Source organism: Microbacterium sp. IEGM 1404 (assembly GCF_030056775.1).
Lineage (GTDB): Bacteria > Actinomycetota > Actinomycetes > Actinomycetales > Microbacteriaceae > Microbacterium.
Genome location: NZ_JASHKP010000002.1, coordinates 337,135 through 352,492 on the forward strand (window position 1 = coordinate 337,135; position 15,358 = coordinate 352,492).

Annotated in this window: 13 protein-coding genes; 5 read left to right on the forward strand and 8 right to left on the reverse strand. The window is 71.8% G+C overall.

Annotated elements, in window-relative coordinates; translation table 11 throughout:
* Positions 1 to 2: 2 nt before the first annotated feature.
* On the reverse strand, positions 3 to 428 hold the full coding sequence (locus QM517_RS07325) for a PLD nuclease N-terminal domain-containing protein (protein WP_283286249.1): 426 nt from the start codon (positions 426 to 428) through the stop codon (positions 3 to 5).
* A 74-nt stretch (positions 429 to 502) separates the two neighbouring features.
* On the opposite strand from QM517_RS07325, the gene QM517_RS07330 reads away from it, so the two are divergent.
* A complete protein-coding gene (locus QM517_RS07330) occupies positions 503 to 814 on the forward strand; it encodes a DUF4229 domain-containing protein (protein ID WP_077052385.1) in 312 nt (103 codons plus the stop codon).
* A gap of 3 nt (positions 815 to 817) precedes the next feature.
* Here the strand turns inward: QM517_RS07330 and QM517_RS07335 are convergent, their stop codons facing one another.
* The 4 genes from QM517_RS07335 to QM517_RS07350 are packed head-to-tail and all read right to left on the reverse strand — an operon-like array spanning position 818 to position 4,677.
* A complete protein-coding gene (locus QM517_RS07335) occupies positions 818 to 1,789 on the reverse strand; it encodes a 1,4-dihydroxy-2-naphthoate polyprenyltransferase (RefSeq protein ID WP_283286251.1) in 972 nt (323 codons plus the stop codon).
* An 11-nt stretch (positions 1,790 to 1,800) separates the two neighbouring features.
* Positions 1,801 to 2,943, reverse strand: a complete 1,143-nt coding sequence (locus QM517_RS07340; RefSeq protein ID WP_374114681.1) for an AMP-binding protein — start codon at positions 2,941 to 2,943, stop codon at positions 1,801 to 1,803.
* A gap of 28 nt (positions 2,944 to 2,971) precedes the next feature.
* Positions 2,972 to 3,874 carry a 1,4-dihydroxy-2-naphthoyl-CoA synthase gene (locus QM517_RS07345; RefSeq protein WP_283286253.1) on the reverse strand — a complete coding sequence of 301 codons (903 nt, stop codon included), beginning with the start codon at positions 3,872 to 3,874 and terminating at the stop codon, positions 2,972 to 2,974.
* Between the two features lie 5 nt (positions 3,875 to 3,879).
* On the reverse strand, positions 3,880 to 4,677 hold the full coding sequence (locus tag QM517_RS07350) for an LLM class F420-dependent oxidoreductase (protein WP_283286254.1): 798 nt from the start codon (positions 4,675 to 4,677) through the stop codon (positions 3,880 to 3,882).
* 47 nt (positions 4,678 to 4,724) lie between these two features.
* Here QM517_RS07350 and QM517_RS07355 point away from each other — a divergent pair, with 47 nt between their 5' ends.
* Positions 4,725 to 5,726 carry an o-succinylbenzoate synthase gene (locus QM517_RS07355; protein WP_283286255.1) on the forward strand — a complete coding sequence of 334 codons (1,002 nt, stop codon included), beginning with the start codon at positions 4,725 to 4,727 and terminating at the stop codon, positions 5,724 to 5,726.
* Here QM517_RS07355 and QM517_RS07360 read toward each other — a convergent pair.
* Positions 5,713 to 6,339 (reverse strand): TetR/AcrR family transcriptional regulator, encoded by a 627-nt coding sequence (locus QM517_RS07360; RefSeq protein ID WP_077052389.1) that lies wholly within the window; start codon positions 6,337 to 6,339, stop codon positions 5,713 to 5,715. The two genes, QM517_RS07355 and QM517_RS07360, sit on opposite strands and share 14 nt — an antisense overlap.
* Before the next feature lie 122 nt (positions 6,340 to 6,461).
* Between QM517_RS07360 and QM517_RS07365 the strand changes: the two genes are divergently transcribed.
* The 3 genes from QM517_RS07365 (at position 6,462) to QM517_RS07375 (ending at position 12,477) form a co-directional block, all read left to right on the forward strand.
* Positions 6,462 to 9,359 carry an MMPL family transporter gene (locus QM517_RS07365; protein WP_283286256.1) on the forward strand — a complete coding sequence of 966 codons (2,898 nt, stop codon included), beginning with the start codon at positions 6,462 to 6,464 and terminating at the stop codon, positions 9,357 to 9,359.
* Positions 9,356 to 11,398 (forward strand): YhgE/Pip domain-containing protein, encoded by a 2,043-nt coding sequence (locus QM517_RS07370; RefSeq protein ID WP_283286258.1) that lies wholly within the window; start codon positions 9,356 to 9,358, stop codon positions 11,396 to 11,398. Before QM517_RS07365 ends, QM517_RS07370 begins: the two co-directional genes overlap by 4 nt.
* A 527-nt stretch (positions 11,399 to 11,925) precedes the next feature.
* Positions 11,926 to 12,477 (forward strand): endonuclease domain-containing protein, encoded by a 552-nt coding sequence (locus tag QM517_RS07375; protein WP_283286260.1) that lies wholly within the window; start codon positions 11,926 to 11,928, stop codon positions 12,475 to 12,477.
* A 92-nt stretch (positions 12,478 to 12,569) separates the two neighbouring features.
* Here the strand turns inward: QM517_RS07375 and ccsB are convergent, their stop codons facing one another.
* Positions 12,570 to 13,586, reverse strand: a complete 1,017-nt coding sequence (ccsB, locus tag QM517_RS07380) for a c-type cytochrome biogenesis protein CcsB (RefSeq protein WP_283286262.1) — start codon at positions 13,584 to 13,586, stop codon at positions 12,570 to 12,572.
* A gap of 4 nt (positions 13,587 to 13,590) precedes the next feature.
* Positions 13,591 to 15,333, reverse strand: a complete 1,743-nt coding sequence (gene resB, locus QM517_RS07385) for a cytochrome c biogenesis protein ResB (RefSeq protein ID WP_283286264.1) — start codon at positions 15,331 to 15,333, stop codon at positions 13,591 to 13,593.
* Positions 15,334 to 15,358 lie beyond the last annotated feature (25 nt).

The window sequence follows — 15,358 nt, forward strand, 5'->3', positions numbered from 1 at the left end:
GGTCAGCCGACGGCGCCGCGCTGACCGCGGGTGTCGTCGTCGCCCGGCTTCCCGCCGGGGTCGTCGCCGTCCGGCTTCGGCGCGGGTCGGCTGTCACGCGGATCCTCGCCCTCGGAGTCGAGCTGGGCGAGCTCTTCCTCGAGGCGACGGATGCGCTCGTCCTGCTCGGCACGCGCACGGTCCGAGAGCCCGCCGAGAAACTCCGGGTCGTCGTCCGGAGCGCGTCGGAGCGCGGGGCCACCGGCGCGACCGCGGCCGATCACGAACCACAGGATGCCGCCGAGCACCGGCAGCAGGATCACGATCACCATCCACGCGGGCTTGCTGACGCCGCGGTGGCGGGTCGCCGGTTGAACGGCGCAATCGACGATCGTGTAGACCCAGAACGCGGTCGCCACGAGCGCCAGGATCAGCAGCAGGCGTGCCATGCAGTGATTCTACCGGCGCTGCCTGGGCGGCGGCCGGGCGCCGGGCGAGGACGGAGCGGTCGTAGAGTGGACGTATGCGTGCCCGTTCCGCCCTGGTCTACACGGTGCTGCGTCTCCTCGCTTTCGTGGTGCCGCTCGGCATCCTGCTGCTGTTCCCCGTCTTCCAGGAACTGCCGTGGCTGGCCGCGGTGTTCGCCGCCCTCATCGGTCTGAGCCTGTCGCTGCTGTTCCTGCGACGCCCGCTCGACCAGGTCACCGGTGACCTCGCCGAGCGCCGTGCCGCGCGCCAGGCGAACGACCGCCGCACCGCCGCGGAGCGCGACGCCGACGTCGAGGACGCGGTGGTCGACGCGGCCGGCGATGACCGGCCCGACGCGACGCGCTGAGCCTCAGGCCACGAAAGCCCAGAACAGCACGGCTCCGTACGCGACGGACGTGAAGCTCGTCACCTGCAGCGCCACGATGAGTTCGCGCGGTGACCGGTAGGTCCACACGATGAGGATCGCCGACAGGGCTCCCAGCAGCGCGATGAGTGTCAACCACGCGATGGGGTAGACCAGGGCGAGGAACACCGCGATCCCGAACGGCACCAGGACGAACAGCGTGAACAGCACCTGCGTGGCCCGACGGCCGATGAGCACCGAGAGCGTGCGCTTGCCCGCGAGACGGTCCTGATCGATGTCGCGCAGGTTGTTCGCCAGCAGCACCGCGCACGCGAGCAGACCCGCGGCCACGGCTCCGAACCACGCCTCCTGCGGGAGGGCCTGCACCTGCAGCCACGTCGTCCCGAGCGTGGCGACGAGGCCGAAGAAGACGAAGACGAACACCTCGCCGAGGGCGTTGTAGCCGTAGGGCCGCTTCCCGCCGGTGTAGAACCAGGCAGCGACGATGGAGGCCGCACCCACGGCGAGGAGCCACCACTGCCCGGTGCGGATCACGAGGGCGAGCCCGACGACCGCGGCGAGCGCGAAGAACGCCAGCGCCACGATGAGCACCGTGCGCGGCTTCGCCTTCCGGCCGCCCGTCAGGCGGCCGGGGCCCACGCGGACGTCGTCGGTCCCCCGGATGCCGTCGCTGTAGTCGTTGGCGTAGTTCACCCCGATCTGCAGCGCGAACGCGACCGCGAGGCACGCGAGGGCGGTCACCCCGTGGAGCTGGTCGTCGACGAGCGTCGCGGCGCCGGTGCCGATGAGCACCGGGGTGATCGCGAGCGGCAGCGTCCTCAGGCGCGCGGCACCGATCCAATCGCGCGCGGTCGCGCGTGTCGCAGCGCGCGGCGCGGGACGGTGCGCCTTCTGGGGGTTGCCGCCGGGACGCCGCTTCGGGGCCGGACGCGAGCGCTTGCGAGACTGTGCTGCCACGGAGGGAAAGCCTAATTCTTCGCGGAGCCGAACCGTTGCCGCAGGGCGGCGCGGTCGGGCTTCCCGGATGCCAGGACCGGCAGCGCGTCGACCAGGATCACCCTCGCGGGCCGGGCGACGGGTCCGACCGCTGCGGCGACGGCGGTGCGCACACGCTCGAGCGTCTCCCGTTCGCCTCCGGGCGCCGCCACCACGACGGCGGACCCCTGCCCCCACTGCGCGTCCTCGACCGGGATCACGACGGCGGACTCCAGACCCGGGATGCCACGAACCGCCGCCTCGACCCGGTCGAGCGAGACGTTCACGCCGCCCGAGACGATGACGTTGTCGAGGCGCCCGGTGACCCGCAGCACTCCGTCGGCGAACTCGCCGCCGTCACCGGTGCGGTACCACCGGGTACCGGCGGCATCCATGGGGAAGACTTCGGCCGTGCGGTCGGGATCGCCGAGGTAGCCGTCGGCCAGGGTCGGGCCCGAGATGCGCACCTCGCCGTCGACGATCGCGACCTCCACCCCGTCCAGCGGGACCCCGTCGTACACGCACCCGCCGCTGGTCTCGGTCGACCCGTACGTCCGCACGATCCGCACGCCGGCCGCGGCCGCCCGCTCGCGCAGCGCGACGGGCAGCGCCTGCCCGCCGATGAGGATGCGCTCGAACGAGCGGAGCGCCCGGAGAACCTCGGGGTCGCCCTCGGAGGCATCCAGCAGCCGCTGCAGTTGCGCGGGGACGAGGGACGTGTACGTCGGGACGCGCTCGCCGTTCTCGTGCGACGCCATGCCGAGAGCAGCCGCGGCGAAGGGCTCGGGACGGAAGGGCCCGGCCAGGACCGCCGGCTCCCGCCCGTTCACGAGCGCGCGCACGAGGACCTGCACGCCCGCGACGTAGGTCGCCGGGACCGCCAGCAGCCACGCGCCCTCGCCGATGCGCGCCGCCGTCGCGAAAGCACTCGCGATCAGAGCGTTGCGGCCGATCGCGACCGACTTCGGCACGCCCGTCGACCCCGACGTCGTGATGACCGCCGCCGTCCCGGCCGCCACCTCCTCCGGCAGCCCGCCGCCACCCAGGGCCACCGCGGGCCCCGCCCCCAGGACGGCGTGGCGCAGCGCGCGCAGCACGTCGCGGGGATCGTCGGATGCCGCCGCCTCCAGCTTCACGAGCGCACCGGGGCGCGGCATCCCGGGTTCAGTAGTGCCACGGGACGCCCGACCAGTCGGGGTCGCGCTTCTGGAGGAACGAATCGCGGCCCTCGGCCGCCTCGTCGGTGCCGTAGGCGAGCCGCGTCGCCTCGCCCGCGAACAGCTGCTGCCCGACGAGCCCGTCGTCGACCGCGTTGAACGCGAACTTCAGCATGCGGATCGCGGTCGGCGACTTCGTGAGGATCGTCCGGGCCATGGCCAGCGCCTCGCGCTCGAGGTCGGCGTGCGGGACGACGCGGTTGATCGCGCCCATCTCGTACGCCCGCTGCGCGGAGTACTCCTCGGCGAGGAAGAAGACCTCGCGCGCGAACTTCTGCCCGATCTGACGAGCGAAGTAGGCCGAGCCGTAACCGGCGTCGAACGACCCCACGTCGGCATCCGTCTGCTTGAAGCGACCGTGTTCCGCGCTCGCGATCGACAGATCGCACACGACGTTGAGCGAGTGACCGCCGCCCGCCGCCCATCCCGGGACCACCGCGATGACGACCTTGGGCATGAAGCGGATGAGTCGCTGCACCTCGAGGATGTGCAGACGCCCCGCCCGACCGTGGTCGGCGACCGACGTCTCGTCGTCGGAGTACTTGTACCCGTCGCGCCCGCGGATCCGCTGGTCGCCGCCCGAGCAGAACGCCCAGCCTCCGTCCTTCGGGCTCGGACCGTTGCCGGTGAGGAGCACGACGCCGATGCGGTGGTCCTGCCGGGCGATGTCGAGGGCCCGGTAGAGCTCGTCGACGGTGTGCGGGCGGAAGGCGTTGCGCACCTCCGGTCGGTCGAACGCGATGCGGGCCACCCGGCCGTCGTGCGTGACGTGGGCGGTGATGTCGGTGTAGTCCTCGGCCCCGGGCGCGAGCGTCCACTCGGCCGGGTCGAAGATGTCGGAGACCTTCACGTCACTCAGGCGTTCTTGCTGTCCCGCCAGGCGAGCCACCGCTCGATGATCGAGTAGTCCCAGTCGGGACCGGAAAATCCGAGCGTGAACAGGCGCGTGCCGGCGTCGTACAGCGCGTCGGCGACGGTCTCGTCGCGGTCCTTGAGCTCGTTCGACACGATGAGGCCCGACAGGTCGCGCCCCTCGGTCTCGGCCCAGCGCTCGATGACCCCGAACTTATGGGGCAGTTCGTCGGGCGTGACGAAGCTGTGCCAGATGTCGGCGTGGCGGGCGACGATGCGCAGCGTCTTCTGCTCGCCCTTGCCGCCGATCATGACCGGGATCTTGCGGGTGGGGGCGGGGTTGAGCTTGCCCCAGCGGTCGACGATCCGGTCGAGATCGCTCGCGAGCGCGTTCAGGCGGGACCCCGCCGTGCCGAAGTCGTAGCCGTACTCGTCGTAGTCGCGCTGGAACCAGCCCGATCCGGTGCCGAAGATGAAGCGACCGGTGTCGCCGCCCTTCTTGCTGATGTGGTCGACCGTGCGGGCCATGTCGGCCTGCAGGTCGGCCCCGCGGTAGCTGTTGCAGTTGACCAGCGCGCCGAACTCCACGCGCTCGGTCTGCTCGGCCCAGGCGGCGAGCATCGTCCACGACTCGAAGTGCTCGCCGTCGGGGTCGCCGTAGAGGGGGAAGAAGTGGTCCCAGTTGAACAGGATGTCGACCCCCATCTCCTCCAGACGGAAGACGGCGTCGCGGATGTCGGAGTACTGCACGTGCTGCGGCTGGATCTGGACGCCGAGCCGGACCGGGGTGTCGAAGAGCATGCCGCCAGCCTATTCCCGGTGTCCGACACCGAGGCCAGGATGGGGGGATGAGTCCCCTCCCGCCGCTCGCCGACGTCCTCGCCACCGCCCGCGTCGTGGCCCTCCCCCTCGCCACCCGGTTCCGCGGCATCCGGACGCGCGAAGCCGTCGTGTTCGAGGGTCCCGAGGGATGGACGGAGTTCTCGCCGTTCGTCGAGTACGGCGACGCCGAGGCCGCGACGTGGCTCGCGGCCGCACTCGAGTTCGGCTGGCATCCCACCCCTCCCCCGGTGCGCACCCGCGTCGTCGTCAACGCGACGGTCCCCGCCGTGCCCGCGTCCGAGGTCGACGGCGTGCTCGCCCGCTACGACGGATGCCGCACGGCCAAGGTGAAGGTCGCCGAAGCGGGCCAGGTGCTCGCCGACGACGTGGCGAGGGTGCGTGCGGTGCGCGCGGCGATGGGCCCCGAGGGACGCGTCCGCATCGACGCCAACGGCGGATGGAACGTCGACGAGGCCGAACGCGCCGTCCACGCCCTCGCCGAGTTCGACCTCGAGTACATCGAGCAGCCGTGCGCCGAGGTCGAGGAGCTCGCCGAGCTCCGGGAGCGCATCGGCTATCTCGACATCCCCGTCGCGGCGGACGAGAGCGTCCGGAAGGCGAGCGACCCGCTCCGGGTCGCCCGCGCGGGAGCGGCCGACCTGTTGGTGATCAAGGCGCAGCCGCTCGGCGGGGTGCGCGCCGCTCTCGCGATCGTCGCGGAGGCGGGTCTTCCCGCGGTGGTGTCGAGCGCCCTCGACACGTCAGTGGGGCTGTCGATGGGACTGGCCCTCGCCTCCGCCCTGCCCGACCTGGAGTTCGACTGCGGTCTCGGTACCGCGGCGCTGTTCACCGAGGACGTCGTCGCCTCACCCCTGCGTCCGCAGGGTGGGGCGCTCCCGGTGACCCGCGCGAGCCCGACCACAGCCTCGCTCGACCGTGTCGAGGCATCCGCCGACCGGCGCGACTGGTGGCTGCAGCGCCTGACGCGCTGCTACCGCCTCCGGGAGGCCGACCTCACTCGAGGATGAGCGTCAGGATGTGCGAGAGCCGAGCGGCGAGCTCGGGCTGCGCCGCGCGCGGGTCGCGACCGGCGATGAGCGCGTGCTCCGTCGCCGAGACCCACATCGACAGCAGCAGCTCGGTCGCGGCCTCCGGGGGAACCCTCAGGCGCAGACCTCGCGCCTCGGCGATGTCGCGGACGAGGTGCGAGACGTTCTCGGACAGCCCCCGGTCGAGGGCGAGGTACGCCACGGCGAAGTCCGCGTTGCGCAGCGCCTGCGTGCGGATCTCGGCGTTCAGAAGCACGTCGAGTCGATCCTGGGCGGCGATCTCGAGCACTTGCTGGACGAGATTGCGCAGCTCCGTGTGGGCGTCGAGGTCGTTCGCCTCGAGCGAGGCGATGCGTTCGCGCAGCGTCGCGAGCGTCGCCTCCGCCGACCTCTCGCACAGCGCGAGGAACAGCTCCTCCTTCGAGGCGAAGTTCGAGTAGAAGGCGCCCCGGGTGAATCCGGCGCGCTCGCAGACGGCCTCCACCGACGTCGCGTCGATGCCCTCTTCGGCGAACAGCTGGGCCGCGGCATCCATGAGTCTGGTGCGGGTGTTCTCGCGTCGTCGCGACGGCGCCGGTGCCGTGTCGGTCATGCGGCGCTCCTCTGGCTTCACGGGCGAGACTCAGGTTGGCCCCGCACCCCGACGACTACGATACATTGTTGTATCCGATACGGTGCTGTATCGACCCACCGCCGACCTCGGGAGCAGCCACCGTGTCCACATTCCTGTACACCCTGGGCCGTTGGTCGTTCCGCCACCCGTGGCGGGTCCTCTCGGCCTGGCTGCTCATCCTCGTGCTCGCGGGCGGCGGGGTCGCGCTCTTCGCCAAGGGCACCGACAACACGTTCGCGATCCCCGGGACCGAGTCGCAGGCCGGTCTCGAGATGCTCTCGCGCACCTTCCCGCAGGTGAGCGGCGCCAGTGCCGACATCGTGGTCGTCTCCGCCGACGGAGCCGGTGTCCGCGACCAGGGATATCAGGATGCCATCGGTACGACGATCTCCGACATCGAGAAGCTCGACTTCGTCGAGGCCGTCACCGACCCGTTCGACGAGCGCATCTCCGGCGGGGTGTCCGACGACGACCGTGCCGCCATCATCCGCATCCAGTTCTCGGGTGAGGCCACCGAGGTGCCCACCGCCACCGAGGACGGCCTGCGCGAGGCCACCACGGCGCTCGGCACCGCCCTCCCCGCGGGGTCGCAGGCGGTGCTGGGCGGTCAGCTCTTCGCCACCGAGATCCCCGGCGCGAGCATCACCGAAGCCCTCGGCGTGGTGATCGCCGCGATCGTCCTCATGCTGACGTTCCGCTCGTTCCTCGTGGCCGGGATGCCGCTGGCCACGGCGATCCTCGGCGTCGCGCTCTCCGTCGCCCTCATCTTCATCGCGACCGGCTTCGCCACGGTGTCCTCCACGACGCCCCTGCTGGCGGTGATGCTCGGACTCGCCGTCGGCATCGACTACGCCCTCTTCATCGTGTCGCGACATCAGGATCAAGTGCGCGGCGGCATGGACCCCGAGGAATCCGCCGCCCGCGCCACGGGCACGGCGGGCTCGGCGGTCGTGTTCGCCGGCATCACGGTGCTCATCGCCCTGATCGGCCTCGGCTTCGCCGGCATCCCGTTCCTGACCACCATGGGCGTCGCCGCATCCGTCGCCGTCGCCATCGCGGTGTGCATCGGGCTGACGCTGACGCCCGCTTTCCTCGGATTCGCCAAGGGCCGCGTGGTCGGCTGGGGCTTCGCCCGCAAGCGGACGTCCGGACGCCGCCGCCGCACGATGACGGCGGAGCAGAGCGCCGAGGCCGACGCCGCGGCCGAGGCCGCCCGCGCCGGGAAGGCGGCCGCCCGCAAGGCCCGCACCGAGCGCAACGGCCCGGCCAAGCGCTGGGTCGGCCTGGTGACGCGGCATCCCGTCGTCACCTCCGTCGCCGTCATCGGTCTGCTCGGCGTCACCGCCATCCCCGCCGGGAGCCTCGCGCTCACGCTCCCCACCGCGGGACAGCTGCCCCCGGGCAACGAGGCGCGCACCGCCTACGAGCTGACCGACGAGTACTTCGGGCCCGGTGCCAACGGTCCGCTCATCATGACCGGCACGATCGTCACCTCGAACGACCCGCTCACCCTCATGACCGACATCGGCGATGAGGTCGCGAAGATCCCCGGCGTCGCGCAGGTCGCCCTGGCGACCCCGAACCAGACGGCCGACACCGGCATCGTGCAGATCGTGCCGGAGACGGGGCCCGAGGACCCCCGCACGGCTGACCTCGTGCGGGAGCTCCGCGCGGCCGAAGACCGTCTCTACGACCAGTTCGGCGTCCGGCTGCTCGTCACCGGGTACACCGCCGTCACCATCGACATCTCCGACCAGCTCGGCGCCGCACTGCTGCCGTTCGGCCTGTTCGTCGTCGGACTGTCGCTGATCCTGCTCATGATCGTGTTCCGCTCGATCTGGGTGCCGCTGACCGCCGCGGGCGGGTACCTGCTGTCGGTGGCCGCCTCGTTCGGTGTCGTCGCGGCCGTGTTCGAGTGGGGCTGGTTCGCCGACGCGCTGCACGTGGCGAAGGTCGGACCGATCATCAGCTTCATGCCGATCGTGCTCATGGGCGTGCTGTTCGGCCTGGCGATGGATTACCAGGTGTTCCTGGTCTCACGCATGCGCGAGGACTATGTGCACGCCGACCGCGAGGGCCGCACGCCCCGCGAGGTCGCGCTGGGGGCGGTCCGCAGCGGCTTCATGGGCTCGGCCCGCGTGGTCGTTGCCGCCGCGGTCATCATGTTCTCGGTGTTCGTCGCGTTCGTGCCGGAAGGCGATTCGAGCCTCAAGCCGATCGCGCTGGGCCTCGCCGTCGGCGTCGCCGTCGATGCGTTCCTCGTGCGCATGACCCTGGTCCCCGCGGTGCTCGCGCTCCTGGGAGCGAAGGCGTGGTGGATGCCGCGCTGGCTCGACCGGCTGCTCCCCAAGCTCGACGTCGAGGGCGAGGCCGTCGAACGCGAGATCGGCCTGCGGGATTGGCCGACGGAGCCCGCCATCGCCCTCGCCGCCGACGACCTGCGCGCCGCCACGTCCTCCGACGACGAGGAGCCGGCGTTCGCCGACGTCCACCTGCGCGTCGGATACGGCGGCACCCTGCTGGTGACCGGCGAGACGCGCGTCACGCGCCCCCTCCTGCTCGCACTCGCCGGCCGACTCTCCGCGGTCGATGGTCGCCTGCGCGTCGACGGCCTCCTGCTCCCCGAGCGAGCCGGCGCCGTCCGCTCCCGCGTCGGGCTGGCGCTCCTCGACGATCCCGGATCCGCCGTCGACGAGGTCGCCCGGGCGCTCGCCGGCCGCACACGCCTCGCGGTGCTGTGCGACGTCGACCGGCTCGACGCCGACACCCGTTCCGACGTCGCCGAAGAACTCCGACGCGCCGTCGTCGCCGCGCGCGAGCGCGCCGACGACGCCGGGACGGCGTTCACGCTCGTCGTGTCGGCCCGCGACGAGCGTCGCGCCCTCGCCCTCCTCGCCGACGCCCACCGCCCGGACGTGACCTCGCTCGCGCTCCCCGCGCCCCACCGGCACCGCCCGGCCCCCGAGTCCTCCACCGATCTCTCCGAGGTGTTCGCATGACCGTCCCCGTCGAGCGCTCCCGCTCGCGTCGCCCCGTGACCTGGCTGACCCTCATCGGCGTCCTCCTGCTGCCGGCCGTGATCGGCGGCATCCTCGTCGGAGCGCTGTACAACCCGACCGATCGCCTCGACAACATCACCGCCGCGATCGTCAACGACGACAAGCCCGTACAACTCAACGGCCAGACGGTGCCGTTGGGCCGGCAGCTCACCGGCGGGCTCGTCCAGGGCGCGGACGACCAGCCGAGCAACATCGACTGGGTCATCTCCAACGACGAGGATGCCGCGGCGGGCCTGAAGGACGGCACCTACACCGCCGTCGTCACCATCCCGGAGAACTTCACCTCGGCGGCGCTGTCCACCCGCCCCGGCGAGACCCCCGAACGCGCGACGATCGGGCTCGAAACGGCCCCCGACGCGCGGGTGGTCGACGGCGCGATCACCGCGCAGCTGGCATCCACCGCCTCCTCCGTGTTCGGCACCGAGCTGTCGTCGCAGTACCTCACGAACGTGTTCCTCGGCTTCACGACCCTGGGCCAGAAGCTCGGGGAGGCGGCCAGCGGCGCGCACCAGCTCGCCGACGGCGCCGGGCAGGCCGCGACCGGCGCGACCACGCTGACCGACGGCCTCGGGCAGCTCTCGGACGGCGCCGATCAGGTCACGTCCGGCGCGCAGCAGCTCGCGGGCGGCACGACCCCGCTCGCCGACGGCGCCTCGCAGATCGCCGGCGGCGCGACCGCGCTGGCCGGGGGGACGCGCGAGGCCGCCTCCGGCGTCCGCGACCTCGCGGACGGCAACAAGGCGCTGGCGGCCGAGATCAACGACCTGGCCGACCAGATTCCGCCGGGCTTCGCGCAGGCAGCGACCGACCTCTCGAACGCAGCCCCGAAGGTGAACGACGCGCTCGTGGAGGCGGCCGCGGCGCTGCAGAAGGCGGCGGACGAGTGCACCGGCACGCCCGCGCAGTGCGACGCGCTGAAGAAGGCCGCCGCCGACGCGAACGCGGCGCTCCCGCAGGCCACCGAGACGGTGACCCAGATCGGCACTCTCGCCGGTCAGGCGGCGAAGCTCCCCGCCGGAGTCCGCGCGATCGCCGACGCGAACCAGAAGCTCGCCGACGGCGGGTTCAAGGCCGCGAACGGCATCGACACGATCGCCGGCGGCATCGACGGCCTCAGCACCGGCGCGAGCCAGGTGGCCGACGGCACGCGTCAGCTGGGAGCCGGCGCCGCCGCGCTCAGCTCCGGCGCGGCGCAGGTGGCATCCGGTGTCTCCGCATCCCGCGACGGCTCCGCGCAACTCGCGGACGGCGTCCAGCAGGTGGCATCCGGAACCTCCTCGCTCGCCGACGGACTCGACACCGCCGTCGCCCAGCTGCCCGCCTACACCGACGCGCAGGCCACGAACCTCGCGAAGGTCGTCGCCGACCCGGTGTCGGCCACGGGCGTGAGCACGTCGCTCTTCGGCATCTCGGCGGTCCCGCTGCTGGCCATGGCCGTGCTGTGGTTCGGCGGGGTCGCGTCGTTCGTCGCGTTCCAGGCCGTGTCGGCGCGGGCGCTCACGAGCCGGCGCGCGTCCGGGCTCGTCGCCCTCCGCGGCTTCGCCCCCGCGGCGATCGTCGGCGCCGTGCAGGGGCTCCTCGTCGCCGCCGTGGTGCAGGTGGCATCCAACTACGACTGGGGCGACTGGGCGCTGTTCGCGCTCGTCTGCATCGCCGCCGGCGTGGCCTTCGCCGCCGTGAACCAGGCGCTCGTCGCGGTGTTCGGCGGCGCCGGCCGCTGGATCGCCGCGATCGTCGGAGCGCTCGCCATCGCGGCCAACATCGTTTCGACGGTGCCACCCGTGCTCGCCGGGTTCGCCGCGTTGCTGCCGACATCGCCGGCGTATTCCGCGATGCTGGGCGCGCTCGCGTCGTCGGGGGGCGTCGGCACCGGGATCGTGGCGCTGGCGGTCTGGGCCGTGCTGGCTCTGATCGTGACGACGCTCGTCGTGGTCCGCCGCCGTACGGCGTCCGTCCGCACCGCCGCCCAGCCCGCGTAGGCGGGCGCGGCGCCGGGGCGCGTGCGTGTGCACTCGGTCGAGTGTCCAAGACACGCCGTATGGCTCCACGGCGTCGCGGCGTGTCGTGGACACTCGATCGGGTGAGGTGCTTCGCGACGGCTCCTCCACAGCGGTGCTGTTGTGGAGAGCGCGCCGCGCACTCGAACCGCTGGGACTGAGATGGGAGGGTGCGTCCTCGCCCCCTCCCTCCGCGTCTCCCCGATGCGTTCCATGTCCGGGATGCCGACGACCTCGGCGTTCCCCGACGGCGCTTGGTCGCGCGCGACGTCTGGGCTCCGTTCCACGGCGTGCGTGCGCGTTTCGGGACGACCTCGACCGAAACGCTCGACCGTTGTCGCCTGTACGCTCCTCGTCTCCGTAGCGGCCAGGCGTTCAGCCACGAAACTGCCGCGGCGCTGTGGGGAATGCCCGTTCCTCAGCGTCCGGGGGCGGGAACCCTGCATGTGAGCGCAGCGCCGCCGTCCCGAGAACCGCGAACCGTCGGCGTCGTCGGTCATCGCATCACTATGGACGCTGAGGACACCACCACCGTGGCAGGGCTGCCGGTCACAACGCCGGTCGCCACCTGGGCCCACCTCGCGGGCTCACTCTCCGAGCACGCGCTCGTGGGCATCGGAGATTGGCTGCTGGCTCGCGGCATCCCGAAGGCGACGCTCGAAGCGACGGTCGCGGAGTTCACCGGGAGGGGTTCGGTGGTATTGCGTCGCGCGGTCGAGCGAGTGCGCCCGGGGGTGGAGTCACCTCGTGAAACCGCGGTACGACTCGTGCTCGTCGACGCGGGGCTCCCTGAACCGTCGCTGAATTGGACGTTGCACTCGAACGGTCGGTTCGTCGCCCGCCTCGACATGGCGTATCGGGACTATCGCGTGGCGGTCGAATACGACGGCCGTCACCACGCGCTCGACGAGCAGTTTCGTCGCGACGCGGATCGATGGCGCGCTATCGGTGACGCCGGCTGGATCCTGGTGCGGATCGTGTCTCACCACATGGAGTCGCCCGAGCGCGACATCGTCGACCCGGTGCGCCGCGCCCTTGCGTCCCGTGGCTGGTCGCCGTGATCGCTCCGGCCGAGTGTCCAAGACACGCCGCGTCTCGATGCGCGCATACGGCGTGTCTTGGACACTCGGATGCCGCAAAGACCCCCGCGACCTCAGGTGGTCAGGCCGGAGTAGGCGTGGAGGCCCTTGAAGAAGACGTTGACGATCGTGAAGTTGAACAGCACGGCGGCGAAGCCGATGATCGAGAGCCACGCCGAGCGGGTGCCGCGCCAGCCGCGGGTCGCGCGGGCGTGGATGTATCCGGCGTAGAGCACCCAGATGACGAACGTCCAGACTTCCTTGGTGTCGAAGCCCCAGAAGCGACCCCAGGCGTCGTTGGCCCAGATGGACCCGGCGATGAGCGTGAAGGTCCAGAAGATGAACCCGACGATCGCGAAACGGTAGGCGAGCGACTCGAGCGCGTCGGCGTTCGGCAGGGTCTGCAGGAAGCTGCGCCGAGGGGCCGGGGCGTCCGACGACGCCGCGAGGGCGAGCTTGCGCTCCCGGCGCGTCTGCAGCAGCTGCATCACCGACAGCCCGAAGGCGAGGGCGAACAGCGCCGTCGCCAACGACGCGACGAAGACGTGGATGACGAGCCACACCGACTTCAGCGGATCGGCCAGCGGCACGACCTCGACATGGAACGCCAGTGTCGCTCCGCCCAGCAGCACGATGGCGAGCCCGGTGATGAGCGCACCGAGGAAGCGGAGGTCGAAGCGGGTCAGCACGACGAGGTACACCGCGACGACGAGAAGCACGCCGGTCAGCGCGAACTCGTACATGTTCGACCACGGCACGCGCCCCGCGGCGACGCCGCGCAACACGGTTCCCGCGAGGTGGAAGAGGAATCCGAGCGCGACGAGCGCCGTGCCCATGCGCGCCCACAGGTAGCGCGGCTTGGCGGAGGAGGGGCCGGATGCCGACGACCGCGGCGACGCGTCGATGACGCCGCCGCCGCCCGCGGTGACCAGTTCGCGCGCGACGACCTCGTCCTTGGCCTTGATCGCGAGGTCGGAGCGGCGGGCCAGGTCGATCGCGTACGCGATGAAGGCCAGCACGTAGATCGCAACGGCCGTCCACACGAGCAGGAGAGAGATCTCGTCGAGGAGCAGCGGGTCGGTTCCGGGCATGGTGTCAGTCTACTTTTCCGGGGTCGGGGCGGCTCTGGTCGTCCGAAGCCGGACGGGAGGGGCGGCTCTGCGTCTTCGGAGCCGGGAGTGAGGGGCGATGCCGTTCGACGACCTGGTCGACCGCGGCGGCGAGCGTGGGATCCTCCCCGCGGGCGAGGCCCGCGTACTCCACGCGGACGCTGTCGCCGTGGGTCGTGGCCTTCACCCACATGCGACGGCGCGGTACGAACAGCGCGGCGAGCAGGCCGAGGGTCGCGAGCGCGGCGAAGCCGAGCACCCAGGGCCCCGCGAGGTCGCGGTGGATCGACAGCGACGCGAAGCGCTTCACCGACCCGGCATAGCCCGTGGCACCGTCCGGCGCCTCGTTCTCGAACGTGATGGTGCCGAGGCCGTTCGGCAGGTCCTGGGTCTCGCCGGGCATGAGGCGCAGGGCGGGGGTGCCGCTGTCGCCGCCGGCGATCTGGGTCATGCCCGTGGGGTCGAGGGTGTAGACCGAGCGCGGGGTGCCGTTGTCGATACCGAGGTCGCCCGCGTACACGCGCAGCGTGAGGACCGGGTACTCGAGGTCGCCGTAGGTGGAGGTGAGCGCCCCCGACGTGAGGGTGTCCATCGTCGGGTAGAAGAATCCGATGAGACCGAGCTGCTCGGGCATGCCGTCGGCGACCTTGATGACGCCGAGCGAGGTCATGTTGGCATCCTGGGGAAGGAATGCCACGGAGTCGTGGAACACCTCCACGCCGTCGGCGTTGCGGATGGTCACCGTCGGCGCGTAGCCGTTGCCGAGGAGGTAGACGCGGTCGCCCTGCACGTCGAGCGGGTGGTTGACCCGAACCTGTCCGTCCTGGCTCTGGCCGTCCGGGGTGAGGGTGGTCACGTTGGCGGCGAAGTCGCCGGCCTGCCCCGATCCGGGCTGTCCGGGCGGCACGTAGGTGACGTCGAAGCGGTCGAGCGTCATCGAGTACGGAGCGAGGGCGTTGCTGTCGACGAAGCGGCCGGGATTGAACGACGAGTAGTCGAGGAGGCTGTTGGTGAACGCCTGTCCCTCGACGAGGACGCGCTGCCCGGTGTAGGTGAAGCCGCCGCCGACGCCGACGGCGACGAGCACGCCCACGAGCGCGGCGTGGAAGACGAGGTTGCCGGTCTCGCGCAGGTACCCCCGCTCGGCCGAGACCGAGAAGGCGCCGCGCCCGTCGTACCGGGCGACGCGGTAGCCGCTCTTGCGCAGCTGCGCCGCGGCGGAGCCGACGGCCGCGGCCGCGACGGTCGCGGCATCCTGCCCCGGCGGCACGGGGACGTCGACGGTGCGATGGTCGTCCAGGCGCGACAGCCGCGCGGGCGTCCGCGGCGGCTGCGCCCGCAGGGCCTTCCAGTGGTGCTTGGTGCGCGGCAGCACGCAGCCGATCAGCGAGATGAACAGCAGGATGTAGATCGCCGAGAACCAGGGCGACGTGTAGACGTCGAACAGGCTGAGCTTGTCGAACACCGGCGCGAGGTCGGGGTTGTCCGTGAAGTACTGCGTGACGCCGTTGGGGTCGGCGCTGCGCTGCGGGACGAGCGATCCCGGGACCGCGGCGATCGCGAGCAGCAGCAGCAGCACGAGCGCGGTGCGCATGCTCGTGAGCTGGCGCCACGCCCAGCGCAGCCACCCGACGACGCCGAGGCGCGGCGAGACGACGTCGTCGCCGGACGGGGGCGCGGAGTCGGCGTGGTCGGACGGGCGGAGCACGCCGTCGGTGGGTTCGGTCACGGTCTTCTTCCGGTCGTGCGAGAGG

Excerpts from the sequence above, each read along its gene's own strand:
- QM517_RS07325 (WP_283286249.1), bottom strand. The coding sequence starts at position 428 with ATGGCACGCCTGCTGCTGATCCTGGCGCTCGTGGCGACCGCGTTCTGG.
- QM517_RS07330 (WP_077052385.1), top strand. The coding sequence starts at position 503 with ATGCGTGCCCGTTCCGCCCTGGTCTACACGGTGCTGCGTCTCCTCGCT.
- QM517_RS07350 (WP_283286254.1), bottom strand. The coding sequence starts at position 4,677 with ATGCTCTTCGACACCCCGGTCCGGCTCGGCGTCCAGATCCAGCCGCAG.
- QM517_RS07355 (WP_283286255.1), top strand. The coding sequence starts at position 4,725 with ATGAGTCCCCTCCCGCCGCTCGCCGACGTCCTCGCCACCGCCCGCGTC.
- QM517_RS07360 (WP_077052389.1), bottom strand. The coding sequence starts at position 6,339 with ATGACCGACACGGCACCGGCGCCGTCGCGACGACGCGAGAACACCCGC.
- QM517_RS07370 (WP_283286258.1), top strand. The coding sequence starts at position 9,356 with ATGACCGTCCCCGTCGAGCGCTCCCGCTCGCGTCGCCCCGTGACCTGG.
- QM517_RS07375 (WP_283286260.1), top strand. The coding sequence starts at position 11,926 with ATGGACGCTGAGGACACCACCACCGTGGCAGGGCTGCCGGTCACAACG.
- ccsB (WP_283286262.1), bottom strand. The coding sequence starts at position 13,586 with ATGCCCGGAACCGACCCGCTGCTCCTCGACGAGATCTCTCTCCTGCTC.